This window comes from Spirillospora sp. NPDC049024, from assembly GCF_040649235.1.
GTDB lineage: Bacteria > Actinomycetota > Actinomycetes > Streptosporangiales > Streptosporangiaceae > Spirillospora.
This window is the reverse complement of record NZ_JBEZFD010000038.1, coordinates 1-26078: the sequence shown is the minus strand read 5'-3', so window position 1 is coordinate 26078 and position 26078 is coordinate 1. Positions and strand designations below refer to the sequence as shown.

The following is a 26078-nucleotide window of genomic DNA, read 5'->3' as shown; positions in this document are numbered from 1 at the left end:
ATGGCCTCACTCGTCGACCGGCACACCGGGTTCGTCGCGGAGCTGCGGCGGGCCGGGCTGCCGGTGTCGGTCGCCGAGGGGCTGGACGCGGTGCGCGCCCTGCAGGCCGTCGACCTGCTCGACCGCGAGTCGGTGCGCGCCGCCTACGCCGCGACGGTCGTCAAGAGGCCTCAGCACCGCCCCACGTTCGACACGCTCTTCGACCTGTGGTTCCCGGCGGCCGTCGGGGACGGGGCGGGAGCGGTGCGGGACGACGACGGCCCGGCCCGGACGGTGGACGACGACGGGCGTCCCGTCCCGGCCGCGCTCGACCCGCAGGTCCAGCGGCGCCGCGCCGAGCTGGCCGACCTCCTGCTCGCCGGGGACGACGCCGGGCTGCGGCAGTTCGCCCGGCTCGCCGTCGCCGAGTACGGCCGGACGCCGGGGCAGGAGTCGTGGTTCTCCTCGGGCGTGCTGAGCGCGCTGTCGCCGGAGACGCTGATGGCGCGGCTGCTGGAGGCGGTCCTGACCGGGCGGGAGCGGGGCGGCATGGCCGAGCGCGTCGCGCGCCGGACCTTCCGCGACCGCATCGCCCGGTTCTCCGACCTCGTCGCGGGCGAGGTGCGGCGCCGCATCGCCGAGGACACCGGCGTCGAGCGCACCGCCCGCATCGCCGTCCGGCCGCCGCTGGAGCGGCTCGACTTCGCCGGCGCGACCCGCGCCGAGATGGAGGCGCTGCGCCGCGAGGTGTATCCGCTGGCGCGCAAGCTGGCGTCCCGGCTCGTGCAGCGGCAGCGGCACGGGCGGCGCGGCCGGCTCGACTTCCGCCGGACGGTCCGCGCGTCCCTGGCCAGCGGGGGAGTGCCGCTGACCACCCACCACCGGCCCCGCCGCCCGCACCGGCCCGAGCTGGTCGTGCTGTGCGACGCCAGCGACTCGGTGTCGGCGTTCGCGCACTTCACGCTGCTGCTCACGTTCGCCCTGCGCGAGCAGTTCACCAAGGTCCGCGCGTTCGCCTTCATCGACGCCACCGACGAGATCACCAAGTACTTCGCGCCGGGCGCGGACGTCACGGACGCGATGACCCGCCTCGCCGCCGAGGCCGACCTCGTGTGGATCACCGGCCGGTCCAACTACGGCCACGCCTTCAAGGTGTTCGACGACAGGTACCGCGACGCCGTCACCCCGAGGACGTCGCTGCTGATCCTCGGGGACGCCCGCTCCAACTACGGCGAGCTGTCCCTGCCGATCGTGCGGTCGATGGTGGACCGGGCCCGGCACGCGTACTGGCTCAACCCCGAGCCGCGCGCCCAGTGGGACACCGGCGACTCCGCCGCGTCCCGCTACGGCGAGCTGCTCCCCATGTACGAGTGCCGGAACCTGACGCAGCTGGCCGCCTTCATCGAGGAGCTCGCCTAGCCTCAGCGGGCACGCTCCCGGATCACCAGCGCGAGGACGGCGTAGCCGAGGGCGGTGGCGGCCGAGACGACCATCGCGACGTTCGTGCCGTGCGCCAGCGAGGCCGGGTCGTGCCCCGAGCCGGTCGCGATGGCCCCGACGATCGCCACGCCCAGCGACGCCCCGATGTAGCGGGCGGTGTTGTTGGCGCCGGCCCCCATGCTCGCGCGGTCGGCGGGGACGCTCTCCACGGCCAGCCGGGCGAGCATCGCGTTGGTCAGGCCGCTCGCGACGCCCGCGACGGCCAGGCCGGGGACGAGCCGCCACCAGTGCGCGTCCGGCGCCAGGTCCGCCATCGCGAACTCGCTGACGGCGGCGAGCGCGAACCCGGCGGCCAGCAGGCGCCGGACCGGCAGGTGCGCCGGCAGGCGGTGCGCCTGCAGGGCGACGAGGAACGACAGCGCGGACCAGATCGCCAGCACCAGCGCCGCCGCGACGGCCGACAGGCCCATCACCAGGCTCATCATCGTCGCCAGGTAGGTCATGACGCCGATCACGGCGAGCCCGGTGACGAGCGCCCCGGTCACCGACAGCAGGAACGCCGGCCGCCGGAACAGCCCCAGATCCACCATCGGCTCCCTGCGCCGCGACTCCACGAGGACGAACGCGGCCAGCAGGACCGCCGCGGCGGCGAACAGCGCGAGGACGCCCGGGGCCGTCCAGCCGGCGCGGCCCCAGGTGATCGCGGCCACCAGCGCCGCGACGCCGAGGCTCATGGTGGAAAGGCCCGGCAGGTCCACGCCGCGCGGGCGGTCCGCCCGCGACTCGGTGAGCGCGCGGGACGCCGCCGCCGCGAGCAGCACGGACGCGGCGACCGTGGCCCAGTACCACAGCCGCCAGCCCCCGGCCGAGGTCAGCACGGCCGCCGCGATGGGGCCGAGCGCGATGCCGAGGCCGACCATCGCGCCCCACATGCCGGTGGCCCGCGCCCGCGACGGCCCCGCCGCGAACGATGCGCCGATGATGCCGAGCCCGGTCACCAGGAGGGCGGCGCTGGCCGCGCCCTGCGCGACGCGGCCCGCGATGAACACCGCGGCGTTGGGCGCGAGCGCGCACGCGACGCTGGAGACGGCGAGCGCCACCGCGCCGGCCACGAACGTGCGCTTGCGGCCGTGGTCGTCGGCGAGGCTGCCGGCGGCGAGCAGCGCCGCCGCGAGCCCTAGGCTGATCGAGCTCATCAGCCAGATCTGCGCGGTCGCCCCGGCGCGCAGCCCGCGGGCGGTGTCGGCCAGCGTCGCCGCGGGGGCGCAGTAGTTCATCAGGGCGAGCAGGGTGGCGGCGGCGGGCAGCGCCAGCGCGGCGGCGGTGCCCGGCGCTCTGCGCGCGGCGAGGGGGGTCGCCAGGGTCGTCATGCGGTCTCCTGAGTTCATTGAACGAACCGAATGGGGTGACCGTAGCACGAGTGAGTTCAATCAATGAACCCCCGGGCGGGTACTGTGGTGGGCATGGCACTCGGCAAGGACTACGCGGCGCAGGACTGCTCGCTGGCCCGTGCGCTGGAGGTCGTGGGGGAGCGCTGGACGCTGCTCATCGTCCGGGACGCCTTCTACGGCGTCCGCCGCTTCAGCGACTTCCTCGTCCACCTGGACATCCCCCGCGCGGTGCTGTCGGCGCGGCTCCAGTCGCTCGTCGACGCCGGCGTTCTGATCAAGGACGGCCACGACTACGTGCTGACGGAGATGGGCAAGGAGCTGTGGCCCGTGGTCCACACCCTCGCCCGCTGGGCCGAGGACCACCTGTCCGCCGAGCCGTGCCGCGTCTTCGTCCACCTCGCCTGCGGCACCCAGATCGGTCCGGACGGGCAGTGCGCGGCGTGCGGGAGGCACGTCGGGCCGGAGGAACTGGAGATCCACGCCGGGCCCGGCGTCCGCCGCCGCACCGACCCGGTCAGCATGCTCCTGCGCAACCCGCACCGGCTCCTGGAGCCGATCCGCACCTGAGTGAGCAATCCCTCCCCGAGGTCGCTCGCCGGCGGTGGAGTCCGTGGGGATCCGACCGGATAACCTCCTCGCTCATGAGGACCGAACGGGCGAGGCCCGCTCCGCGGACCAGGCGCCGCCCGGGGAGCCTGCTCGGTCCCCTGTGGCGGCTGATCGACGGCGCCCCGGACGACACCCGCGCGCAGATCGCCCACCGGGCCAGGGTGCTGGTGCGGATCTCCACCGGGCTGGCGAACCTCGGCGGGGCGCTGGTCGTGCTCGCGTTCGCCGTCGTCGTCCCCGACCCCGTCGGCGCGGTGTCCGAACGGCTCCGGTTCGTCAACCTGGTCGTCTTCACCGTCTACGTCACCGCGGCGGTGCCGGTCGGCCTCCTGCTCGGCGAGCGGTTCTTCCGCCGCGTCCGGCGCCTGGTCGAGCAGCACGACGAGCCCGACCGGCACGAGCGCTCCCTGCTGCTGTACGGGCCGCTGCGGCTGATGGCCCTGCACCTGACGCTCTGGGGGATCGGGACGGTCGGCTGGGTCGTCATCAACGCCCCCTTCTCCGGCCTGCTCGCCGTCAAGCTGGGCCTGACGAGCCTGCTCGGCGGCCTCACCACCTGCACGGTCGTCTACCTGCTGACCGAGCGGCTGCTGCGGCGCGCGGTGACCACGGCGCTGCGCAGCGAGATGCCGCGCCGGACCGGGCTGCCCGGCGTCGTCGCCCGCTCGGTGCTGGCCTGGAGCCTCGGGACCGCCGTCCCGATCCTCGGGCTGATCACCCTCGCGGTCGGCTCGTTCCTCATCGCGAGGATCACCGTGCGGGAGTTCGCCGTCGCGGTCCTCGCGCTCGGCGGCATCGCGCTGGTCGTCGGGTTCGGCATCACCTACGGCGCCGCCCGCGCCATCGCCGACCCGGTCGAGTCGGTGCGGCTCGGCCTCGCCCGGATCGAGCGCGGCGACCTGGACGTGGAGGTCCCCGTCTACGACGCCAGCGAGGTCGGGCTGCTCCAGGCCGGGTTCAACCACATGGCCGCCGGGCTGCGCGAGCACGAGCGGCTGCGCGACCTGTTCGGCCGCCAGGTCGGCGCGGACGTCGCGCGCGTCGCGGTGGAGCGCGGCATCGACCTCGGCGGCGAGCTGCGCGAGGTCGCGGTGATCTTCGTGGACATCATCGGCTCCACCCGGCTCGCGGCCGACCGGCCGCCCGCCGAGGTCGTCCGGCTGCTGAACGACTTCTTCGCCGTGGTCGTCGAGGTGGTCGGCCACCACGGCGGCTGGATCAACAAGTTCGAGGGCGACGCCGCGCTGGCGATCTTCGGGGCGCCGCTCCCGCTGGACGGCGCGCCCGCCCGCGCGCTCGCCGCGTCCCGCGAACTGGCCCGCCGGCTGGGCGCGGACGTCCCGGCGCTGCGCGCCGCCGTCGGCGTCTCGGCGGGGGAGGCCGTCGCCGGGCACATCGGCGCGGAGGAGCGGTTCGAGTACACCGTGATCGGCGACCCGGTGAACGAGGCGGCCCGCCTCACCGACCTGGCCAAGACGACCCCCGAGCGCGTGCTGGCGGCGGGCTCGCTCGTCGCCCGGGCGGGACCGGACGAGGCGGCGCACTGGTCGCTCGGCGAGGAGGTCACCCTGCGGGGCCGGACGCAGGCGACCCGCCTGGCCTCACCTCGCCCGGTCGAGCGCGTCCCGTCCTAAGGGCTCCAGGGCGCGACCGGGCTAGGACGGCCCGAGGGTGGCGCCGCTCAGCGTCGTGTAGAAGGGCGACTCGGCCAGCCGCGGCCCCTTCTCCTCGCCGATGTAGACGTCGGCGTGGTTCTCGCCGCCGTATCCGGGGCGGAACAGGTCGGTGACCGTCCAGTTCGCCTTCCGGAACGCCGCGCACACCTCGTCCTCGATCGGGCGGCCGTTGCCGTCCCTGCCGCAGTCGACGATCGCGAACCGCTGCCCCCGCGCCAGGACGGACTTGTCGGCCGCCGCCGACGCCCACGGCCGCAGCGGTTGCCCGCGCGAGTCGCGGGTGGTGTCGTCCAGCCAGAAGCCGACGCTGTGCGACCAGTTCAGGTACCGGCCGGCCTGAGGCCCCTCGGTGATGCGCCCGCTGCCCTCGGTCTGGACGACCTTGAGGAAGTCCTTCGGGTACGAGCCGAGGGGGGTCTTCCCGTGCGAGCAGTGGAAGCGGGCGCAGCCGCGCACCGGCTTGCGGGCGCCGTGGTAGAGGCTCTCCAGCGCCGTGTAATAGGTGGTGATGCGCCACCCTCGGACCCGTCCGAGCGGCACGGCCCTGTCAGGCGCGGCCGTGGGGACCGGAGTCGCGGAGGGCGGGCTCACGGTGGGGGCCGACGCGGGGGGCGCGACCGGCGGCGGCACGTCCGCGCCGCGCGCGCTCTGGCCGCACCCCGCGACGGCCCCGCAGAGCAGGAGCGCCAGCGGTGCCCTGCCCCGCATCGCACCCTCCCGGCTCTGGACGACCGCCCGCCACCGGGGACACTATCCCGGTCAGAGGCCCCGGGCTATCCATTCCTCCAGATGCGGGGCCTCCGCCGCGATGGTGGTGGAGTCGCCGTGCCCGGTGCGCACGGTCGTCTCCGGGGGGAGCGTCAGCAGCCGCTCCCGGATCGAGGCGATGATCGTCGGGAAGTCGGAGAAGGACCGGCCCGTGGCGCCCGGTCCGCCGCTGAACAGGGTGTCGCCGGAGAAGACGGTCGCGAGGCCGGGGGCGTGGAGGCACACCGCCCCGGGGCTGTGGCCGGGCGTGTGCAGGACGGTGAGGTCCGTGCCCGCGACCGTGATGACCTGCCCGTCGGACAGGTCGCCGTCGGGCGAGGTGTCCGGATGCCTCTGCTTCCACAGCATCAGGTCGTCCGGGTGCAGCAGGATCGGCGCGCCCGTGCGGGCCCGCAGGGCGGGCGCCGCGTCGATGTGGTCGTCGTGCCCGTGCGTGGACACGATCGCCACCAGCCGCCGGCCGCCGACCGCCGCGGCGATCGCCTCGGCGTCGTGCGCGGCGTCGATGACGACCGCCTCGCTGTCGTCCCCGACGATCCAGACGTTGTTGTCGACGTCCCAGGTGCCGCCGTCCAGCGAGAACGTCCCGGACGTGACGACGTGGTCGATGCGGGCCGGCATCAGAGCACCACCACCGAGCGCAGCACGTCGCCGCGGTGCATCTTCTCGAACGCGGCCTCGACGCCGTCCAGCTCGATCGTCTCGGACACGAAGGCGTCCAGGTCGAGGCGGCCCTGCAGGTACAGGTCGATGAGCATGGGGAAGTCGCGGGACGGCAGGCAGTCGCCGTACCACGACGACTTCAGCGACCCGCCGCGCCCGAAGACGTCCAGCAGCGGCAGCTCCAGTCTCATCTCGGGGGTCGGCACCCCGACCAGCACCACCGTCCCGGCGAGGTCGCGGGCGTAGAAGGCCTGCTCGTAGGTCTCCGGGCGGCCGACCGCGTCGATGACGACGTCCGCGCCGAACCCGCCGGTCAGCTCCCGCACCGTCTCGACCACGTCCTGCTTCCCGCCGTCGACGGTGTGCGTGGCGCCGAGCGAGGAGGCGGTGGCGAGCTTGCGCTCGTCCAGGTCCACGGCGATGATCCGGGCGGCGCCGGCCAGCCGGGCGCCGAGCACGGCCGCCGCGCCGACGCCGCCGCAGCCGATGACCGCGACCGAGTCGCCGCGCCCGACCCCGCCGGTGTTGATCGCCGCGCCGAGCCCCGCCATCACGCCGCACCCGAGCAGCCCGGCGACCTCGGGCCGCGCCGCGGGGTCGACCCGCGTGCACTGCCCGGCCGCGACGAGGGTCTTGTCGGCGAACGCGCCGATGCCGAGCGCGGGCGACAGCTCGGTCCCGTCCTCGAGGGTCATCTTCTGCTTCGCGTTGTGCGTGTCGAAGCAGTACCAGGGGCGTCCGCGCGTGCAGGCGCGGCACTGCCCGCACACCGCGCGCCAGTTGAGGACCACGAAGTCGCCCGGCGCGACCTCGGTCACCCCCTCGCCCACCGACTCGACGACCCCGGCGGCCTCGTGCCCGAGCAGGAACGGGAACTCGTCGTTGATGCCGCCCTCGCGGTAGTGGAGGTCGGTGTGGCAGACCCCGCACGCCTGGACCTGGACGACCGCCTCCCCGGGCCCCGGGTCCGGAACGACGATCGTCTCGATCCGCACCGGCTGTCCCTTGCCGGGTGCGACGACCCCGCGTACCTGCTGCGCCATGCTGCCGCCTCTCGTCGTCTCGACTCCTCCCGACCCTACCCACACGCCCCTTCCACCCCCTGGCTCACGACCGGAGGGAGCCCGTCCGCCGGTTCGGCGGGTTCAGGTGAAGCGGATGGCCTGGAGCTTGTCGGCGGCGTCGCGGTCGAGGACGACGACCCCGGCGGCGGGCGGCAGCGGGCCGCCCTCGCGGGCACGGGCGATCAGCGGGTTCCAGCGGCGGCAGTGGCGGGCGAACGTGGTGGAGGTGACGACCCGGCCGCGGGCGTACTGGCCGGCGCGGGCGGTCTCCGGCTCGACGTCGATGAGGATCAGGTGCAGCCGCCCGCCGCGGCGGCGGGCCAGCCACGCGAAGCAGTGCAGGATGTGCGGCCAGGTGCCGCGGGTGTGGGCGACGACGCCGTGCCCGGCGCGGACCGCGCGGGCGATGCGCCAGACGTGCGTGGCGTGCACGATCGGGGTCCGCAGCCGGACGGGCAGCGGCCCGAGGAACCGAGCCCACCAGTTGCGGGACTGGCGGGAGTCGATGACCCGGACGTCCCCGGCGCGCACCGGGGCCGTCTCGTCGCCGCGCAGCCCGTACAGGCGGTTCAGCAGGGTGCTCTTGCCGGCGCCCGGCAGGCCGGCGACCAGCACGAGGGAGCCCGCGGGATAGCGCAGCGCGGGTCCCGGGTCGGCCTCGTCGGGTTGGGGGATGGTCGACTCCATGGGCTCGGGCCGGAAGTGTGTTGGGGCAAACGAACACCCCGCACCGCTTGTTCCGGACCGGGCCGGGAGCGTCACCAGCCGCGGGCGCGCCACTCCGGCAGCGAGGGCCGCTCCCGGCCGAGCGTGGAGTCCTTGCCGTGGCCCGGGTAGAACCAGGTGGCGTCGGGCAGGCGGTCGAAGACGCGCTCCTCCACGTCCGAGAGCAGCTGCTTGAAGCGCGTCGGGTCGCCCCAGGTGTTGCCGACCCCGCCGGGGAACAGGCTGTCGCCGGTGAACAGGTGCGGGCGGTCGGCCAGCTCGCCGCCCGCGTCGTAGAGCAGCGCGATCGAGCCGGGCGTGTGGCCGCGCAGGTGGATGACGTCGAGGGACGCCCGGCCCACCGTGACGGTGTCGCCGTGCTCGACGGGCTCGGCGACCGGCTCGGGGAGGGGGCCGGCGTCGCGCGGGTGGGCGACCACCGGCGCGCCGGTGGCCCGCACGACCTCGCTCAGCGCCATCCAGTGGTCCTCGTGGCGGTGCGTGGTGACGATCCGCGCGAGGGGCCCGTCGCCGATCAGCTCCAGCAGCCGGGGCGCCTCGTTCGCCGCGTCGATGAGCAGCTGCTCGCCGGTGGCGGTGCAGCGCAGGAGGTAGGCGTTGTTGTCGTACGGGCCGACCGCCACCTTCGTCACCCGCAGCCCGGGCAGTTCGCGGACGTCGGGACGCCCGCCGGCCTCGACGTTCCCGGTGTAGGTCATGCGTCCTCCCCGTCGGTCGTTCGAAGACCATCTTCCCTCATCGGGGCGCGCCCTCCGCCGCGACCCGGGGGCGTGCCGGAAATGAGTCACCAGACTCAGCCGAACCGTGCGCTGCCGGACGGACTTTTCCCCTTCCCGGCCGCACCATGGGAACTGGAAGATCAGGTTCGACCCCCCGAAAGGACGGTGAGGCGTTGGTGACCGCATTCCGTCCCGGACCGGACAAGGAGCGCCCGGAGGACCTCCTCGGGCAGGCCTGCACGCTGGTCCGGCTGTGCGGCAGGGACTCCGCCGTCGCGGCCGTGGTCCTCGCCCTCGTCCTGGTCGGGACCGTCTCCCGGCTGGCGGCGGGCCCGCCGGGGCTCGCCGCGCTGGCGCTGCTGCCGGTGCTCGCCGGCGCGTTCGCCGTCTCCACCGGATACGCGGTGCGGTCGCGGCGGACGCTGCTGGCCGTGCTCGGCGAGGTCCGCGGCCGCACCGGGTCGCCCGTCGACCCGGGCGTGCCGTGGACGCCGTTCGGTTCGGCGGTCGCGCTGGACGAGCGGGTCCGCGACGCGGAGCTGCGCCGCCTGCTGTCGGCGGCGCACCGCTGCGGGGAGCTGTCCTGGCAGGCCGTCGCCTGGTCGGCGGCGACCGCGGTGCTGTTCCTGTTCTGGACGCTGGCGGCGGCGATGGCGGGAGGGTGACCGCATGATCGGTGACGGTCCGGGGGTCCGGCCGGGCAGCTTCTGGGAGCGGCTCGCCCCCACCGACCGGCAGGCGCTGCGCGCCATGGGCCGGCGCACCGACATCCCGCCCGGCGGCATGCTGTGCCACCAGGGGACGGTCGCGCCGGCCGTCTACGTGGTGTTCAAGGCGTCGCCGCGGTCCGCGAGCAACGCGGTGGCCAAGGAGTTCGTGGACTCCAGCGACGGCGACGAGTCGATCATCGAGCTGTTCGGCGCGGGGGACCTGGTCGGCGTCCTCGCGCCGTGGGGGCATCCGCAGCGCGGCACGGTCGCCGCGCTGGACCACGTGACGGCGCTGCGCGTGGACCGCGGCAAGTTCCGCAGCCTGCTGGCGGCGAGCCCGCAGGTCGCCGAGGCGATGATGCACGCGATCTCCGAGAGCGTCACCTACGGGGGCCGCCGGCACGCGGTGCGGGCCGCGGACCATCCCCAGCGGCTCGCCTACCACCTGCTGGAGCTGGCGCACCGGTTCGGCGAGCCCGCCGCCGGCCAGGGGACGCGGATCCCCCTGCGGCTCAGCCAGGCGGAGCTGGCGAACTGGGCGGGGATCTCCCGCGAGACGCTGGTGCGGTGGTTCCGGTCGTGGCGGGCGAAGGGGATCCTCGACCAGCGGGCCCGCCCGCTGACCGTCCTCGACCTCGAACGGCTCCGCCGCGCCGCCAGCCCCTGGGGCGACGAGTGGCCGGCCGCCGAGCCCGAGCGGTCGCCGGGGGACGCGGCGGGCCGGGACGGCGGCGCCGGGATCGCGGCGCGCGAACCGGTGCGCCTGGAGACCCCGGCCGGGCCGCCCGCCGTGCGGATCCCCGCCGACAACCCCTACTTCGCCGGCCGCGCGGTCAGCCTGGGCAAGCTCGACCTGCTGGTCGGCCAGTCGGTGTGGCCGCGCGCGGTCGTCGTCCAGGGGATGGCGGGCGTCGGCAAGACCACGCTGGCGCTGCACTGGGCGCACCGGGTCGCCGACCGCTTCCCCGACGGCGTCCTGTTCACCGACCTGCGCGGCACGTCCCGCAGCCCCGTCACCCCGGCGGAGGCCATGGGGCAGGTGCTGCGCGCGGCGGGCGTGCCGGGCGACCAGGTCCCGCGGACGCAGGCGGAGCTGGCGGCGCAGTGCCGGTCGCTGCTCGGCGACCGCCGGATGCTGCTGATCCTCGACAACGCCGCGCGGCCCGAGCAGATCAGGCCGCTGCTGGCGGCGATGGCGTCCGGGCTGGTGGTCGTGACGAGCCGGCGGCGGCTGCCGGCCCTGCTCGAAGGCGCCGACGTCCGGACGCTGGAGCTGCGGGAGATGGCGACGCAGGAGGCCGTGGACCTCATCTCCAACGTCCTCGGGCCGGGCGACCCCCGCCTCCGCGAGGAGGACAAGGCGGTCGAGCGGCTCGCCCGCGAATGCGGCCACCTGCCGCTCGCGCTCGGCGTCATGGCCGGCCGGCTGGCCGAGAACCCCGGCGAGTCGATCGCCGGGACCGTCCGGGAGCTGGCCGCCCGGGACGTGCAGGACGCCGCGCTGTACGGGCCGGGCCTCGCGGGGGCGGGCCTGGGCGACGGCGCGGCGCCCGGCGCGTCCGGGACGGCGCTGCTGGCCGTCCTCAGCCCGACGTTCGACGTCGCCTACCGGAGCCTGGGCCGCGGGCAGCGCGAGGCGTTCCGCAGGCTCGGCCTCGTCGCCGGCCCCGACTTCACGCCCACCGCCCTCGCCGCCTTGCAGGACGGCTCGGTCGACGAGGCGCGCGAATGCCTGGAGGGGCTCCGCCAGGCGTACCTGGTGCACGACGTGGGGCCGGACCGCTACCGGATGCACGACCTGCTGCGCGAATTCGCGCGGGAGAGGGGACTGCGCGAGGACTCCGACGGCGAGCTCCAGGCGGCGCAGCGGCGGCTGCTGGCCTCCTACCTCGCGGAGGCGCGCGCGGCGGGGGACGCCCTGGCGCGGCGGTCCCGGCCGAGGGCCCACGCGGTGGAGGATCGGCGCCGCGCCTCCACCGCCGCCGAGCGCGCCGCCGGGCTCGCCTGGTTCGAGGCCGAGCGGCGCAACCTGGTCGCCGCGGTGCACCAGGCCGCCCGGCTCGGCCTGCACCGGACGTGCTGGGAGCTCGCGGACGCGCTGTTCGACTTCCAGGAGTTCCGCCGCTACAGCGAGGACGCCATCGCCGTCCACCAGGCGGGCCTGCACGCCGCCCGCAGCGAGGAGGACTGGGCGGCCGCGGCCGTCATGCTCCACAACCTGGCGATGGCGCACTTCGGGGTGGGCGACTCCGTCCAGGCCATCGGGTACGGGGAGGACGCGCGGCGCGGCTTCCGGGCCGTCGACCCGCCCGACCTCTACGGGGAGGCCGCCGCGCTCGCCACCCTCGCCCACGTCCACGTGGTGCTGGGCCGCTACCCGACGGCGATCGACCACGCGCGGCGCTCCCTGGCCATCCACGGCGAACTGCGAGACGACGCGGGAACGGCCAAGGGCCACGACATCCTGGCCCGGGCGCACCTGGGCCTCGGCGCCTACGAGACGGCTCTGGACCACGCCGCGAAGGCGCTCGGCGTCCGCCGCCGGACGGAGGACCAGCCGGGTGTCGCCGAGACCCTGCTCACCGTCGCTCAGGTGCACCGCCGCCAAGGGAACGTCCACGGCGCGGTCTCCCACGCCCTTGAGGCGCTCGCCATCCGGCAGGAACTCGCCGACATGCACGGCGCCGCGCAGGCGCTGACGGAGCTGGCGCGTATGAACGCCGCGCTCGGCCTGCGGGACCTGGCGCAGCAGGACGCCGAACAGGCGCTCCACACCTACCGCGCCCTGGGCGCCCGCCACGGCGAGGCGCGCGCGCTGACCACCCTCGGCATGCTCATGTGCGAGGCGACGCGGTTCGCCGAGGCGTTCACCTACTGCGGGCAGGCGCTGCGGCTGCACCGCGACACCAGCGACCGGCACGGCGAGGCCGAGACGCTCGCGCAGATCGGGATCGTCCACTGGCGCCTCGGCCGGTACCGCGAGGCCCGCGAGCACCTCCTGCGCGCCCTGGAGATCCGCCGGGAGATCGGCGACCAGCACGGCGAGGCCCACGACCTGGAGCACCTCTCGGTGGTGATGCGGCGCCTCGGACGCCACCAGGAGGCGTTCATCCTCGGCCTGGAGGCGCTGGACCTGTGGCACCGCCTCGGCGCGCGGGGCGGGATGGCCGGCACGCTCGGCAGCCTGGCCCGCACGTACTCGGCGCTCGGCCTGCCCGAGGACGCCGAGCGCGCCGCCCGGCAGGCGCTCGGCCTCCGCGAGTCCGGCGGCGACTGGTACGGCCTCGGCGTCGGCATGGACACCCTCGCCGCCGTGCTGCGCCGCGCCGGCCGCCCCGAGGAGGCCCTGGAGCGGGAGGTGGAGGCGCTGCGGATCCTCGGCGAGGTCGGCGACCGGCACAGCGAGGCCGTCGGGCTCGTCCACCTCGCCGCCATCCACCTCGACCTCGGCCGCGCCGGCGAGGCCCTGGCCACCGGGCGGCGCGCCCGCGACCTCGCCGCCGAGCTCGGCGCCACCCGCGAGCAGGCCCAGGCCCTGCGCACCATGGCCCGCGCGTCCCAGCTGCTCGGCGAGCACGACCGCGCGGTGGAGCACGTCACCGCCGAGATCGCCATCCGCCGCGACACCGACGACCAGCGGGGGCTGCGGCGGGCGCTGGCACTGCTGCGCGAATCCCACCTGGCCCTCGGCGACCAGGCCGCGGCCGCGGACTGCGGCCGGCGCGTCCGCGCCCTCGACGGCCTCCTCGCCTCCGAGAGATCCCTCGACATGTGACGGACGACCTGGTCGGTCCGCGCGGGGCCGCGTTCACTGGACCGCGAGGCACCCGATCATGAAAGGCCGCGGCCCGGCCGGATGCGGGTCCGGTGAGGAGGCGAGATGCACACCACCCGGTTCTGGGACGCGCTGACCCCCCGCGCCCGGGAGGCCCTGCGGCGGGCGGGCGCCCCGGTGGTGATCCGGCCCGGCGCGTTCCTCACGCGCGAGCACACCCGCGCGTCCCAGGTCTTCGTCCTGCGCTCCGGGGCGGTGAAGGTGTGGGTGGACCGGGACGGCGACGTCGCGATCCTCGACGTCCTCGGGCCGGGCGACCTGGTCGGGGAGCTGGAGGCGGTGGACGGCGGCGTCCGGCACGCCAACGCCGAGGCGCTGACCCGGGTCGAGGCCGTCGTGCTGCCCGCCGCGCGCTTCCGCGGCGTCCTGGACGCCGAGCCCGGCGCGGTGTGGGCCGTCGCCGCCGTCCTCGCCGAGCGGCTCCGCGACGCCAACGAGCTGCGCGTCGCGCACTTCCCCGACGACCCCGAGCGCCGCCTCGCCGGCCGGCTCCTGCGGCTGGCGGTGCGGTTCGGCTCCCCGGTCAAGCGGGAGCGCCCGGACGGCGTGACCGAGGAGGGCGTCCTCGTCCGGGTGCCGTTCACTCAGCAGGACCTCGGCCGCTGGGCCGGCATGGGCCGCCGCAAGGTCGCGCAGATCCTCGCGACCGAGCCCGTGCGCGGCAGCGTGACCGTCGCCCGCAGCGCGATCGCCGTCCGCTCGGCGGACGTCCTGCGCCGGCTCGCCGGCGACGACCCGCCCTAGGCCGACGTGCCCAAAAGGGCCCGACGTGCCTGAAAGCGGCGCTTCTCAGAAGCCCGACTCCTCCGGGAAACCGGACGGCTCGTGCGGCCAGGGCGGCGGCACCGGGAGCGGCCCGTCCGGGCGGAGGTGCACGCCCGCGCCGTCCGACCGTCCGCTCAGCCAGCCCAGCAGCGCCCGCGCGGAGCCGGACGCCTCCGGGCCGCCGGGCGTCCAGCCGAGTTCGGCGGTCTCGCCGGAGTCGGTCGCGGTGATCCGGAGCCCGGCCACCTCGCCGAGGGCGTCCCTCGGCAGCGCCGCCATGTCCGCCAGCGTGGCCGCCGCGGACCACCGGACGTAGGGCTCGGGCCAGTCGGCGGGGCCGTACCCGGCGGCGAGGTCGACGTGGTGGGCCTCCACCTCGTTCCAGCGGCGGAACACCGTGTACCAGGCCGGATGGGGCCAGCCCGTCATCGCCCGCACCGGAGCGTTCCAGGCGCTCTCGGGCAGCGACCTGGCCTGCTCGGAGAACCGCGCCTGCGTCGCCCGGACGTCGGCGACCAGCTCGTCCCGGCCGCGCCCCGCGCCCGCGGCGACGTCGGCGTTGCGCCGCTCCAGGCTCGGGTACTGCGGGATCTCCGTCCCCGTGCGCGCCCCTTCGAGGAGGTTCCACAGGGAGTCGGCGTTGCGCGCGATGTGCGTCGCCACGTGCCCCCGGCTCCACCCCGGCAGCGCCGACGCGCCGCGCAGGGCGTCGTCGGCCAGCCCCTCCAGCGTCCGCGCGATCCGCTCCACGCCCGCGTCCAGCTCGTCGACCACGTCGCGCCAGTCCATGACCCCTCCTCGGCGAAAAGGACGCTCCATCCTGTCGCACCGGCCCGGCCCGCGCCAGACTGGTGATCATGACGCTTCCGATCTGCGTGACGTGCGGCGTCCAGTACGCCGGGCCCCGCCCCGACTGCCCGATCTGCGAGGACGAGCGGCAGTACGTCGGCTGGGAAGGCCAGAAATGGACGACCCTGGAGGCACTGCGCGCGGACCACCGCGGCCGCGTCGCCGAGGAGGGCCCGGACGTCATCGGGATCGGCACCGAGCCGTCCACCGCCATCGGCCAGCGCGCCCTCCTCCTGCGCGCCCCCTCCGGGAACGTCCTGTGGGACATGGTCACCCACATCGACGACGACCTGGTGCGCCAGGTGAACGAGCTCGGAGGCGTCTCCGCGATAGCGATCAGCCACCCGCACTTCTACGGCAGCATGATCGAGTGGGCGCGCGCCTTCGACGCGCCCGTCTACATCCACGAGGCAGACCGCCGGTGGGTGGCCCGCCCGGACGACGCGGTCGTCTTCTGGTCGGGCGAGACCCGCGAACTGGCCGACGGCCTCACGCTGGTCAACGCCGGCGTCCACTTCGCCGGGGGCCAGGTGCTGCACTGGCGCGACGCCCGAGCGCTCTTCTCCGGCGACATCCTGACGGTCGTCAACGACCGCGACTGGGTGAGCTTCATGTACTCCTATCCGAACTTCATCCCGGAGCGTCCGCGCACGGTCCGCCGCGCCCTGCGCCTGCTGGAGCCTTACGACTTCGACCGCGTCTACGGCGCCTGGTGGAAGAAGGTCGTGCACACCGACGGCAAGGGCGCCGTCCGCCGCTCCGCCGAGCGCTACCTCTCCTTCGCGCTCGACGACGGGTGACCTGCGGGAATGCGGGCCGTGACGGGCGGCCGGGGAGGGGCGCGGGGTTCCCCTGGTGTTCCGGTGGCGGGCGGCGTTCGAACACGTGTACGGTGCGATGGTGCCGTCCGGACCGCTCGGACGGCCGGGTAGCGTCATGAAATGCAGCGGCGCGCGCCGCTGTTGAGAACTCGGGGCATCCTGTCGCACCCCGTGGCTAGCCTTGATACCGAGCCGTATCCGCAGATCGCCGCGCCCAGAAGAGGAACCGGAAGTACGCCGTGCATGACCGACTCATCGTGCGTGGAGCGCGCGAGCACAACCTGAAGGACGTCTCGCTCGACCTCCCGCGGGACGCCATGATCGTGTTCACCGGTCTGTCCGGTTCGGGGAAGTCCAGCCTGGCCTTCGACACGATCTTCGCCGAGGGGCAGCGCCGGTACGTGGAGTCGCTGTCGGCCTACGCCCGGCAGTTCCTCGGGCAGATGGACAAGCCCGACGTCGACTTCATCGAGGGCCTGTCGCCCGCGGTATCGATCGACCAGAAGTCCACCAGCAAGAACCCCCGGTCCACGGTCGGGACGATCACCGAGGTCTACGACTACCTGCGGCTGCTCTACGCGCGGATCGGGCACCCGCACTGCCCCGAGTGCGGCCGGCCGATCAGCCGGCAGGCGCCGCAGCAGATCGTCGACCGGGTGCTGGAGCTGGAGCAGGGCACCCGGTTCCAGGTGCTGGCGCCGGTGATCCGCGGCCGCAAGGGCGAGTACCTGGAGCTGTTCCGCGAGCTGCAGTCCAAGGGCTACTCGCGGGCGCTGGTCGACGGGCAGATGATCCGGCTGGACGAGCCGCCCAAGCTGAAGAAGCAGGAGAAGCACGACATCTCCGTCGTGGTCGACCGGCTCTCGGTGAAGGACTCGGCCCGGCAGCGGCTCGCCGACTCGGTGGAGACGGCGCTCGGCCTGGCGGGCGGCACGATCGTCCTCGACTTCGTCGACCTCCCCGAGGACGACGAGCACCGCACCCGGATGTACTCCGAGCACCTCTACTGCCCCTACGACGACCTGTCGTTCGAGGAGCTCGAGCCGCGGTCGTTCTCGTTCAACTCGCCCTACGGCGCCTGCCCCGACTGCACCGGCCTCGGGACGCGCATGGAGGTCGACCCCGAGCTCGTCGTCCCCGACGGGGAGCTGACGCTGGGCGAGGGCGCGATCCAGCCGTGGTCCAACGGGCACGTGAGCGACTACTTCCTGCGGCTGCTGTCGGCCCTGGGCGACGCCATGGGCTTCGACCTGAACACCCCGTGGGACAAGCTGCCCGCCAAGGCGCGCAAGGCCGTCCTGAACGGCCACGAGACGCAGGTCCACGTCCGCTACAAGAACCGCTACGGCCGGACGAGGTCCTACTACACGGCCTACGAGGGCGTCGTCCCCTACATCCAGCGGCGCCACGCCGAGTCCGAGAGCGACTCCAGCCGGGAGCGGTTCGAGGGCTACATGCGCGAGATCCCGTGCCCGACGTGCGAGGGCGCCCGGCTCAAGCCGGTCGTGCTCGCGGTCACCATGGGCGGGATGTCGATCGCCGAGGTCGCCGCGATGCCGATCGGCGAGGCCGCGAAGTTCCTGCTCGCGCTCGAGCTGAACGAGCGCGAGCGGCACATCGCCGAGCGCGTCCTCAAGGAGATCAACGCCCGGCTCGGCTTCCTGCTGGACGTCGGCCTCGACTACCTCACCCTCGACCGGGCGTCGGCGACGCTCGCCGGCGGCGAGGCGCAGCGCATCCGGCTGGCGACGCAGATCGGCTCCGGCCTGGTCGGCGTCCTGTACGTCCTCGACGAGCCGTCCATCGGCCTGCACCAGCGCGACAACCACCGGCTGCTGGAGACGCTGCTCCGGCTGCGCGACATGGGCAACACCCTGATCGTCGTCGAGCACGACGAGGACACCATCGCCGCCGCCGACTGGATCGTCGACATCGGCCCGCGCGCGGGCGAGCACGGCGGCGAGATCGTCGTCTCCGGCACGGTCGAGGACCTCAAGAAGTCCGAGCGCTCGCTGACCGGCGCCTACCTCGATGGGCGCCGCGAGATCGCCGTCCCGCAGATCCGGCGGCCGCGCACCAAGGGCCGCGAGGTGACGGTCAAGGGCGCCCAGCAGAACAACCTCCGCGGCGTGGACGTCGCGTTCCCGCTCGGCGTCCTCACCGCCGTGACCGGAGTGTCGGGGTCCGGCAAGTCGACGCTGGTCAACGACATCCTCTACAACTCGCTGGCGAAGAAGCTGAACGGGGCGAAGACCGTCCCCGGCAAGCACAAGCGCGTCAACGGCGTCGACCAGCTCGACAAGGTCGTGCACGTCGACCAGTCGCCGATCGGCCGCACCCCGCGGTCCAACCCGGCGACCTACACCGGCGTGTTCGACCACATCCGCAAGCTGTTCGCGCAGACCACCGAGGCGAAGGTGCGCGGCTACCAGCCCGGCCGGTTCTCCTTCAACGTCAAGGGCGGCCGCTGCGAGAACTGCTCCGGCGACGGCACCATCAAGATCGAGATGAACTTCCTGCCGGACGTCTACGTCCCGTGCGAGGTCTGCCACGGCGCCCGCTACAACCGGGAGACCCTGGAGGTCCACTACAAGGGCAAGACGATCTCCGAGGTGCTCGACATGCCGATCGAGCAGGCCACCGAGTTCTTCGAGCCGATCACGGCGATCCACCGGCACCTGAAGACGCTGAACGACGTCGGCCTCGGCTACGTGCGGCTCGGCCAGCCCGCCCCGACCCTGTCCGGCGGCGAGGCCCAGCGCGTCAAGCTGGCCTCCGAGCTCCAGAAGCGCTCCACCGGCCGCACCGTCTACGTGCTGGACGAGCCGACCACCGGCCTGCACTTCGAGGACATCCGCAAGCTCCTCGGCGTGCTGAACGGCCTGGTCGACAAGGGCAACACCGTCATCGTCATCGAGCACAACCTCGACGTCGTCAAGACCGCCGACTGGATCATCGACATGGGCCCCGAGGGCGGCTCCCGCGGCGGCACCGTCGTCGCCACCGGCACCCCCGAGGACGTCGCCGAGGTCGAGGCCAGCCACACCGGCCAGTTCCTCAAGAAGATCCTCGGATAGCCGCGGGCCCGGGCCGGTGCGGAGCGGCCGGACCCGTCCACCAAGATGGAGCCATGGGAGATGAAGTGACGCCCGGGGCCCCAGCGGCCGCCGGGGGCGGGGGAGTCGGCCGGCGCGCGGTGCTGTGCGGGGCCGGAGCCGTGGGCGCCGCGGCGCTCGCCGGATGCGCGTCCGGCGGCGGGGAGAAGTCCGCCGCGGACCTCAAGGGCAAGGAGATCGCGAAGGCCGCCGACGTTCCGGTCGGCGGCGGCAAGGTCAACGCGGCCGAGAAGGTCGTGGTGACCCAGCCGACCCAGGGCGCCTTCAAGGCGTTCACGGCGGTGTGCACCCACCAGGGCTGCACGGTCGGCGGGGTGTCGAACGGGGTGATCAAGTGCCCCTGCCACGGCAGCGAGTTCAGGATCGCCGACGGGTCGGTGCAGAAGGGCCCCGCGACGAAGCCGCTCAAGGAGTACCCCGTCCAGGCCAAGGGCGGCGGCATCGTCGTCACCTGAGCACGGGGTCACCTGAGCACGGGGTCACCTGAGCACGGGGTCACCTGAGCACGGGTCCGGACGCTCACGCCCGCCTGAGCGACTTCGCGCGCGCCGGGCCGTCCTCGCGGGGGACGGCCCGCGCGCCGTCCGCGTGCCGCCCCTCCGCGACCTCCTCCTCGGCGGCCGGCGCCCGGTCGTCCGCCGCCGTCCCGGTGCCGTCCGCGACGGGCTCGGGGCCGATGCGGAGCCGGGGGAGGGCCTCCGGATGGCGGTCGCGGATGTAGGCGACCAGGTGCTCGCGCACGTCGCAGCGCAGGTCCCAGGTGCTCGCCGAGTCGGCGGCGCTCATCAGCGCGCGAACGGTGACGAGGCCGCTCGGCAGCACGTCCACCACCTGCAGCATCCACTCGCGCCGGTCCCACAGCGGGTTCTCCTTCAGCGCCGCGTACAGCTCGGCGCGCAGCTCCTCCACCGGGACCGTCCAGTCCACGTGGAGCTCGACCGAGCCGAGCAGGCGGCTGGAGTGCCGGGTCCAGTTCTCGAACGGCTGCTCGGTGAAGTGCGACACCGGGAAGATCATGCGCCGGTCGTCCCAGAGCTGCAGGACGACGTAGGACAGCGTCAGCTCCTCGACCCGGCCCCAGATCCCCTGCGTGACGACGACGTCGTCCAGGCGCAGCGCGTCGCTGAACGCCAGCTGGAGCCCGGCCAGCAGGTTGCCGAGGGTGGGCCGCGCCGCGATGCCGACCACCAGGCCGGCGACGCCCGCCGAGGCCAGCACCCCCGCGCCGACCGCGCGCACGGCGGGGAAGGTGAACAGCGCCGCGCCGACGGCGAGGACCACGATGATCATGGCCGCGATGCGGCGCAGCAGCAGCATCTGCGTGCGGGCCCGCCTGGCCCGCCGGTTGCGGTCGCCCTCGACGCGCATCAGCCGCGCCAGCGGCGGGTCGCTCAGCGCGTAGGCGATCCGCAGCACCAGCCAGGTGGAGGCGCCGATCGCCGCGATCCGCATCGCGTGCCGGACCACGTCCTCGGCGTGCCCGCCGATGACCTGGTACGGCATCGCGGTGCTGGAGCTGACGACCACCGCGAACGCGAACGCGGGCGCGGTGCAGCGCCGGGCGACCCGGCCCGCCCCCGGCCAGCGGTGCGACAGCCGGCCCGCGACGAGCCGGCGGCCCCCCTCCACGACGATCACGGACGTCCCGACCACGGCGGCCAGGATGATCCATGCCCAGAGTGCGGACACGTCCGGAACGACCCCCTTCGAAGATCAGCGGACCCGTTTGACCCTCCCTTTCCGGTGGATTTGCGAACATCCGGGCATCGGGGAGAGATCTACGTCACCCTCCGGGAAGCCGCGGAGCGGGCCCGGCTCGCGGGGGCACGGCGTGTCGGTGCCGCCCATTAGGCTTTCGAACGTGGCAGATCCGGCGACCTACCGACCCGCACCCGGCTCCATCCCGGAATCCCCGGGGGTGTACCGGTTCCGCGACGAGCACGGCCGGGTCATCTACGTGGGCAAGGCGAAGAACCTGCGCTCGCGGCTGAACTCCTACTTCGCCGACTTCTCCGCCCTGCACCCCCGCACCCAGACGATGGTGCAGACCGCCGCCCGCGTCGACTGGACGGTCGTCGGCACCGAGGTCGAGGCCCTCCAGCTGGAGTACTCCTGGATCAAGGAGTTCGACCCCAGGTTCAACGTCCGCTACCGCGACGACAAGTCCTATCCCTATCTCGCCGTCACCCTGAACGAGGAGTTTCCGAGGGTGATGGTGATGCGGGGAGCCAAGCGGAAGGGCGTGCGCTACTTCGGGCCGTACTCCCACGCGTGGGCGATCCGGGAGACGGTCGACCAGCTGCTGCGCGTGTTCCCCGTCCGGACGTGCAGCGCCGGCGTGTTCAAGCGGCAGCACCAGCTCGACCGGCCCTGCCTGCTCGGCTACATCGGCAAGTGCTCGGCGCCGTGCGTCGGCCGCGTCTCGCCCGACGAGCACCGCCTGCTCGCCGAGGACTTCTGCGATTTCATGGCCGGGAACACCACCCGGTTCATCAAGCGCCTCGAACGCGACATGCGCGAGGCCGCCGCCTCCCAGGAGTACGAGCGCGCCGCCCGCCTCCGCGACGACATCCGCGCCCTGGAGCGCGCGCTGGAGAAGCAGGCGGTCGTGCTGCCCGACCGCACCGACTGCGACATGATCGCCTTCGCCGAGGACGAGCTGGAGGCGGCCGTCCAGGTGTTCTACGTGCGCGGCGGGCGCATCCGCGGGCAGCGCGGCTGGGTCGTCGACAAGGTCGAGGACGTCACCACCGCCGACCTCGTCGAGCACTTCCTCATCCAGATCTACGGCGAGAGCGAGTCGGTGCCCCGCGAGGTCTGCGTCCCGGCCCTGCCGCCCGAGGAGGACGCCATGGCCGAGCTGCTGGCGGAGCAGCGCGGCGGGCCCGTCCGGCTGCGCGTCCCGCAGCGCGGCGACAAGCGCTCCCTGCTGGAGACGGTCGCGCGCAACGCCCACGAGGCGCTCAAGCAGCACAAGACGCGCCGCGCGTCCGACCTCACCACCCGCAGCCGCGCCCTCCAGGAGATCCAGGAGGCTTTGGAACTCGACGACGCGCCCCTGCGGATCGAGTGCTACGACGTGTCCAACCTGCAGGGCACCGACGTGGTCGCGTCGATGGTCGTGTTCGAGGACGGCCTGGCCCGCAAGAGCGAGTACCGCCGGTTCACGATCAAGGGCGTGGAGGGGCAGGACGACGTCCGCTCCATCCACGAGGTCATCACCCGCCGGTTCAGGCGCTACCTCGCCGAGAGCGAGAAGACCGGCGAGCTCGACGCCCTCGGCGACCCGGAGGAGGACGGCGCGCACCAGCCGATCGACCCGGAGACCGGCAGGCCGCGCAAGTTCGCCTACCCGCCCAACCTGGTGCTCGTCGACGGCGGCCCGCCGCAGGTCGCGGCCGCGCAGCGCGCCCTCGACGAGCTCGGTGTCGACGACATCGCGGTGTGCGGGATCGCCAAGCGGCTGGAGGAGCTCTGGCTCCCCGGCGAGGCCGACCCGGTCATCCTGCCGCGCAACAGCGAGGGCATGTTCCTCGTCCAGCGGGTCCGTGACGAGGCGCACCGCTTCGCCATCACCTTCCACCGGCAGCGGCGGTCCAGGTCCATGACGGTCAGCGAACTCGATAACGTTCCGGGTCTGGGCCCGGCGCGCCGCGCGGCGCTGCTGAAACACTTCGGTTCGCTGAAGCGGCTGAAGGACGCGACGCCCGAGCAGGTCGCCGAGGTCCCGGGAATCGGCATGCGCAGCGCCGAGAGCATCGTGGCGGCGCTGCACGGCGGGGCCGCCCCGGCGGGCGGCGCGGGCGAGGGACCCGGCGGGGACGGCGGGGAGCACAGGGGGAGACGGGCATGACCAGCGAGACCAAGATTCCGGACATCGTCATCGTCACCGGCATGTCCGGGGCGGGCCGCAGCACCGCGGCCAAGTCGCTGGAGGACCTCGACTGGTTCGTGGTCGACAACCTGCCGCCCGGGCTGCTCGCCACGATGGCCGACCTCGGCGGCCGGGTGAAGGACGCGGTGCCGCGCATCGCCGTCGTCGTCGACGTCCGCAGCCGCGCGTTCACCGACGACCTGCACTCCTCCATCGCCGAGCTGGAGGCCCGCGGCGTCCACCCGCGCGTGGTGTTCCTGGAGGCCGGCGACGCCGACCTCGTGCGCCGGTTCGAGAGCGTCCGCCGCCCCCACCCGCTGCAGGGCGACGGCCGCCTGGTGGACGGCATCGCCCGCGAGCGCGAGCTGGTCCGGGAGGTCCGCGCCGAGGCCGACCTGGTGATCGACACCAGCGGCCTCAACGTGCACGAGCTGCGCAACAAGATCATCGGCTTCTTCGGCAACGACAGCGGCGAGTCCAGCCTGCGCGCCACCGTCGTGTCGTTCGGCTACAAGTACGGCCTGCCGGTCGACGCCGACCTCGTCGTCGACTGCCGGTTCCTGCCGAACCCGCACTGGGTGCCGGAGCTGCGGCCGAAGACGGGCCGCGACGGCGCCGTGCGCGACTACGTCCTCGGCCAGCGCGGCGCCAAGGAGTTCCTGGACGCCTACGCCGAGGTGCTGCGGCTCCTCGCGGACGGGTATGAACGCGAGGGCAAGCACTACGTGACGCTCGCCGTGGGATGTACCGGCGGAAAACACCGTAGTGTTGCCATGGCGGAACAGATCGCCGCCCGGCTGCGGGACGAGGGCATCGAGGTGCAGGTCGCCCATCGTGACCTCGGCCGCGAATGACGGCCCGCGCCGGGACCCGGCGGGGGTCCCGGACGAGGAGAGTAACGGCACGGTGAAGCCCCTCGGCCCGAAGGTCGTCGCGCTCGGCGGGGGCCACGGCCTCTACGCGTCGCTGTCGGCGCTGCGCCGCGTCACCGACCGGCTGACCGCGATCGTCACCGTCGCCGACGACGGCGGCTCCAGCGGCCGGCTGCGCCGCGAACTCGGCGTGCTGCCGCCCGGCGACCTGCGGATGGCGCTCGCCGCCCTCTGCGGAGACGACGAATGGGGGCAGACCTGGCGCGACGTCGTCCAGCACCGCTTCCGCAGCGAGGGCGACCTGCAGGGCCACGCCGTCGGCAACCTGCTCATCGTCGCGCTGTGGGAGCTGTTCGGCGGCGACGGCGCCTCGCCCGGCTCCACCGTCGCCGGCCTCGACTGGGTCGGCCGGCTGCTCGGCGCGCACGGCCGCGTGCTGCCGATGGCGGCCATCCCCATGGACATCGTCGCCGAGGTGCGCGGCGCCGACCCCGCCAGGCCCGACGAGATCACCCATGTCAAGGGGCAGGTGGCGTGCGCCAAGACGCCCGGCAGCGTGCTCGGGGTGTCGCTCGTGCCCGCCGACCCGCCCGCCTGCCCGGAGACCCTCGCCGCCGTCGACGACGCCGACTGGATCGTGTTCGGCCCCGGCTCCTGGTTCACCAGCGTCCTGCCGCACCTGAAGGTGCCCGCGCTGGCCCGCGCCCTCACCGGCGCCCGCGCCCGCCGCGTCGTCGCGCTGAACCTCGCGCCGCAGCCCGGCGAGACCGACGACTACTCGCCGCAGACGCACCTGGAGGTCCTGCAGGCGCACGCGCCCGACCTGCGCGTGGACGTCGTCCTCGCCGACCGCGGGGTGGTGGACGACCCGGACGCCCTCGACAAGGCCGTCCAGGAGCTCGGCGGCCGCCTCGTGCTCGCCGACGTCGCCGCCGACGACGGCTCGCCGCGTCATGAACCCGCCCGTCTGGCCCAAGCCTTCGTACAGATATTCACCGAGTGACGACCGGTGGGGCCGGAATCGGCCAGACTGCTGGAAGTCCGATAGGGGGAGGGTTCTTCAGATGGCGATGACCGGTGTGGTCAAGGACGAGCTGAGCAGGCTCACGGTGCTGAAGCCGTGCTGCCGCAAGGCCGAGGTCTCGACGCTGCTGCGGTTCGCGGGCGGCCTGCACCTGGTCAGCGGCCGCATCGTGATCGAGGCCGAGATCGACACCGGCGTGGCGGCCCGGCGGCTGATCAAGGACATCGCGGAGGTGTTCGGGCACACCTCCGAGGTCGTCGTGCTCGCGCCGAGCGGCCTGCGCAAGGGCAACCGCTACGTCGTGCGCGTCTTCCGGGACGGCGAGTCGCTCGCCCGGCAGACCGGCCTCATCGACAACAACGGCCGGCCCGTCCGGGGCCTGCCCCGGCACGTGGTCGCGGGCGCCGCCTGCGACGCCGAGTCGGCCTGGCGCGGCGCGTTCCTCGCCCACGGCTCGCTCACCGAGCCCGGCCGCTCCATGTCGCTGGAGGTGACCTGCCCCGGCCCCGAGGCGGCCCTCGCCCTCGTCGGCGCCGCCCGCCGCCTGAAGATCCACGCCAAGGCCCGCGAGGTCCGCGGCGTCGACCGCGTCGTCGTCCGCGACGGCGACGCGATCAGCGCCCTGCTCACCCGGCTCGGCGCCCACGACAGCGTCCTCGCCTGGGAGGAGCGCCGGATGCGCCGCGAGGTCCGCGCCACCGCCAACCGGCTCGCCAACTTCGACGACGCCAACCTGCGCCGCTCCGCCCGCGCCGCCGTCGCCGCCGGCGCCCGCGTCGCCCGCGCCCTGGAGATCCTCGGCGACGACGCCCCCGAGCACCTCGTCAACGCCGGCCGCCTCCGCCTGGAGCACAAGCAGGCATCCCTGGAGGAACTCGGCCAGCTCGCCGACCCGCCCCTCACCAAGGACGCCATCGCCGGCCGCATCCGCCGCCTCCTCGCCATGGCCGACAAGCGCGCCGGCGACCAGGGCATCCCCGGCACGGAGGCGAACCTCACGGCGGACATGCTCGCGCAGTAGTTTTCTGGGGGGGCGACCCCCCAATCCCCCCGTTGCGAGCCGGGCGATCCTCACGCCACGGTTTCGGTGTGTTGTGCCCGTGCGGGTTTGTGGCGTGGCGCTGCGGTCGCCCGGCTCGGCGGGTCGGGCGGCCTCCAGGCGCTTAGAGCGCCTTCC

Annotated in this window: 21 protein-coding genes; 13 read left to right on the top strand and 8 right to left on the bottom strand. The window is 74.2% G+C overall.

The annotated features are described in order from the left end of the window. A complete protein-coding gene (locus AB0C21_RS41195) occupies window positions 1-1398 on the top strand; it encodes a vWA domain-containing protein (RefSeq protein ID WP_500211747.1) in 1398 nt (465 codons plus the stop codon). Window positions 1399-1400: 2 nt separating this feature from the next. Here AB0C21_RS41195 and AB0C21_RS41190 read toward each other — a convergent pair whose 3' ends face one another. Continuing rightward, window positions 1401-2789 carry an MFS transporter gene (locus AB0C21_RS41190; RefSeq protein WP_500211745.1) on the bottom strand — a complete coding sequence of 463 codons (1389 nt, stop codon included), beginning with the start codon at window positions 2787-2789 and terminating at the stop codon, window positions 1401-1403. A gap of 93 nt (window positions 2790-2882) precedes the next feature. Between AB0C21_RS41190 and AB0C21_RS41185 the strand changes: the two genes are divergently transcribed. After that, on the top strand, window positions 2883-3377 hold the full coding sequence (locus AB0C21_RS41185) for a winged helix-turn-helix transcriptional regulator (protein WP_500211743.1): 495 nt from the start codon (window positions 2883-2885) through the stop codon (window positions 3375-3377). Between the two features lie 74 nt (window positions 3378-3451). Further along, a complete protein-coding gene (locus tag AB0C21_RS41180; RefSeq protein ID WP_500211741.1) occupies window positions 3452-5053 on the top strand; it encodes an adenylate/guanylate cyclase domain-containing protein in 1602 nt (533 codons plus the stop codon). A 21-nt stretch (window positions 5054-5074) separates the two neighbouring features. Here the strand turns inward: AB0C21_RS41180 and AB0C21_RS41175 are convergent, their stop codons facing one another. The 5 genes from AB0C21_RS41175 to AB0C21_RS41155 form a co-directional block, all read right to left on the bottom strand. Continuing rightward, window positions 5075-5803: a hypothetical protein gene (locus tag AB0C21_RS41175; RefSeq protein WP_500211739.1), complete on the bottom strand. Its 729-nt coding sequence runs from the start codon at window positions 5801-5803 to the stop codon at window positions 5075-5077. A gap of 51 nt (window positions 5804-5854) precedes the next feature. Then, window positions 5855-6484 carry an MBL fold metallo-hydrolase gene (locus tag AB0C21_RS41170; RefSeq protein WP_500211738.1) on the bottom strand — a complete coding sequence of 210 codons (630 nt, stop codon included), beginning with the start codon at window positions 6482-6484 and terminating at the stop codon, window positions 5855-5857. Continuing rightward, on the bottom strand, window positions 6484-7569 hold the full coding sequence (locus AB0C21_RS41165) for an S-(hydroxymethyl)mycothiol dehydrogenase (protein ID WP_149258112.1): 1086 nt from the start codon (window positions 7567-7569) through the stop codon (window positions 6484-6486). The genes AB0C21_RS41170 and AB0C21_RS41165 overlap by 1 nt, the downstream gene beginning before the upstream one ends. A gap of 102 nt (window positions 7570-7671) precedes the next feature. Further along, window positions 7672-8277 carry an AAA family ATPase gene (locus AB0C21_RS41160; protein ID WP_500211736.1) on the bottom strand — a complete coding sequence of 202 codons (606 nt, stop codon included), beginning with the start codon at window positions 8275-8277 and terminating at the stop codon, window positions 7672-7674. 71 nt (window positions 8278-8348) lie between these two features. Further along, complete coding sequence (locus AB0C21_RS41155; RefSeq protein ID WP_500211734.1) at window positions 8349-9014, bottom strand: MBL fold metallo-hydrolase; 666 nt, start codon at window positions 9012-9014, stop codon at window positions 8349-8351. A 197-nt stretch (window positions 9015-9211) separates the two neighbouring features. Between AB0C21_RS41155 and AB0C21_RS41150 the strand changes: the two genes are divergently transcribed. From AB0C21_RS41150 to AB0C21_RS41140, 3 genes are all read left to right on the top strand, one after another. Further along, window positions 9212-9700 (top strand): hypothetical protein, encoded by a 489-nt coding sequence (locus AB0C21_RS41150; RefSeq protein ID WP_149258115.1) that lies wholly within the window; start codon window positions 9212-9214, stop codon window positions 9698-9700. Between the two features lie 4 nt (window positions 9701-9704). Then, window positions 9705-13520, top strand: a complete 3816-nt coding sequence (locus tag AB0C21_RS41145) for a tetratricopeptide repeat protein (RefSeq protein ID WP_500211732.1) — start codon at window positions 9705-9707, stop codon at window positions 13518-13520. 105 nt (window positions 13521-13625) lie between these two features. Beyond that, a complete protein-coding gene (locus AB0C21_RS41140) occupies window positions 13626-14324 on the top strand; it encodes a Crp/Fnr family transcriptional regulator (RefSeq protein ID WP_500211730.1) in 699 nt (232 codons plus the stop codon). A 45-nt stretch (window positions 14325-14369) separates the two neighbouring features. On the opposite strand, the gene AB0C21_RS41135 is transcribed toward AB0C21_RS41140, so the two are convergent. Further along, window positions 14370-15134 (bottom strand): maleylpyruvate isomerase family mycothiol-dependent enzyme, encoded by a 765-nt coding sequence (locus tag AB0C21_RS41135; protein ID WP_500211728.1) that lies wholly within the window; start codon window positions 15132-15134, stop codon window positions 14370-14372. A 68-nt stretch (window positions 15135-15202) separates the two neighbouring features. Here AB0C21_RS41135 and AB0C21_RS41130 point away from each other — a divergent pair, with 68 nt between their 5' ends. From AB0C21_RS41130 to AB0C21_RS41120, 3 genes are all read left to right on the top strand, one after another. Further along, window positions 15203-15994 carry an MBL fold metallo-hydrolase gene (locus tag AB0C21_RS41130; protein WP_500211726.1) on the top strand — a complete coding sequence of 264 codons (792 nt, stop codon included), beginning with the start codon at window positions 15203-15205 and terminating at the stop codon, window positions 15992-15994. A 260-nt stretch (window positions 15995-16254) separates the two neighbouring features. After that, a complete protein-coding gene (gene uvrA, locus AB0C21_RS41125) occupies window positions 16255-19092 on the top strand; it encodes an excinuclease ABC subunit UvrA (RefSeq protein ID WP_500211724.1) in 2838 nt (945 codons plus the stop codon). A 53-nt stretch (window positions 19093-19145) separates the two neighbouring features. Next, complete coding sequence (locus AB0C21_RS41120) at window positions 19146-19586, top strand: Rieske (2Fe-2S) protein (RefSeq protein ID WP_500211723.1); 441 nt, start codon at window positions 19146-19148, stop codon at window positions 19584-19586. Between the two features lie 64 nt (window positions 19587-19650). Here AB0C21_RS41120 and AB0C21_RS41115 read toward each other — a convergent pair whose 3' ends face one another. Further along, window positions 19651-20820, bottom strand: coding sequence for a mechanosensitive ion channel family protein (locus AB0C21_RS41115; protein ID WP_500211721.1), 1170 nt, complete (start codon window positions 20818-20820; stop codon window positions 19651-19653). Window positions 20821-20992: 172 nt separating this feature from the next. Here AB0C21_RS41115 and uvrC point away from each other — a divergent pair, with 172 nt between their 5' ends. The 4 genes from uvrC (at window position 20993) to whiA (ending at window position 25922) form a co-directional block, all read left to right on the top strand. Then, entirely contained in the window at window positions 20993-22984 is a 1992-nt protein-coding gene (gene uvrC / locus AB0C21_RS41110; protein ID WP_500211719.1) for an excinuclease ABC subunit UvrC, read from the top strand. Continuing rightward, the gene (gene rapZ, locus AB0C21_RS41105; RefSeq protein ID WP_149258123.1) at window positions 22981-23859 is read left to right on the top strand and encodes an RNase adapter RapZ; all 879 of its coding nucleotides are present in this window, start codon (window positions 22981-22983) and stop codon (window positions 23857-23859) included. The genes uvrC and rapZ overlap by 4 nt, the downstream gene beginning before the upstream one ends. A gap of 52 nt (window positions 23860-23911) precedes the next feature. Further along, window positions 23912-24880 (top strand): gluconeogenesis factor YvcK family protein, encoded by a 969-nt coding sequence (locus tag AB0C21_RS41100; protein WP_500211776.1) that lies wholly within the window; start codon window positions 23912-23914, stop codon window positions 24878-24880. Window positions 24881-24941: 61 nt separating this feature from the next. Further along, the gene (gene whiA / locus AB0C21_RS41095; RefSeq protein WP_149258125.1) at window positions 24942-25922 is read left to right on the top strand and encodes a DNA-binding protein WhiA; all 981 of its coding nucleotides are present in this window, start codon (window positions 24942-24944) and stop codon (window positions 25920-25922) included. Window positions 25923-26078 lie beyond the last annotated feature (156 nt).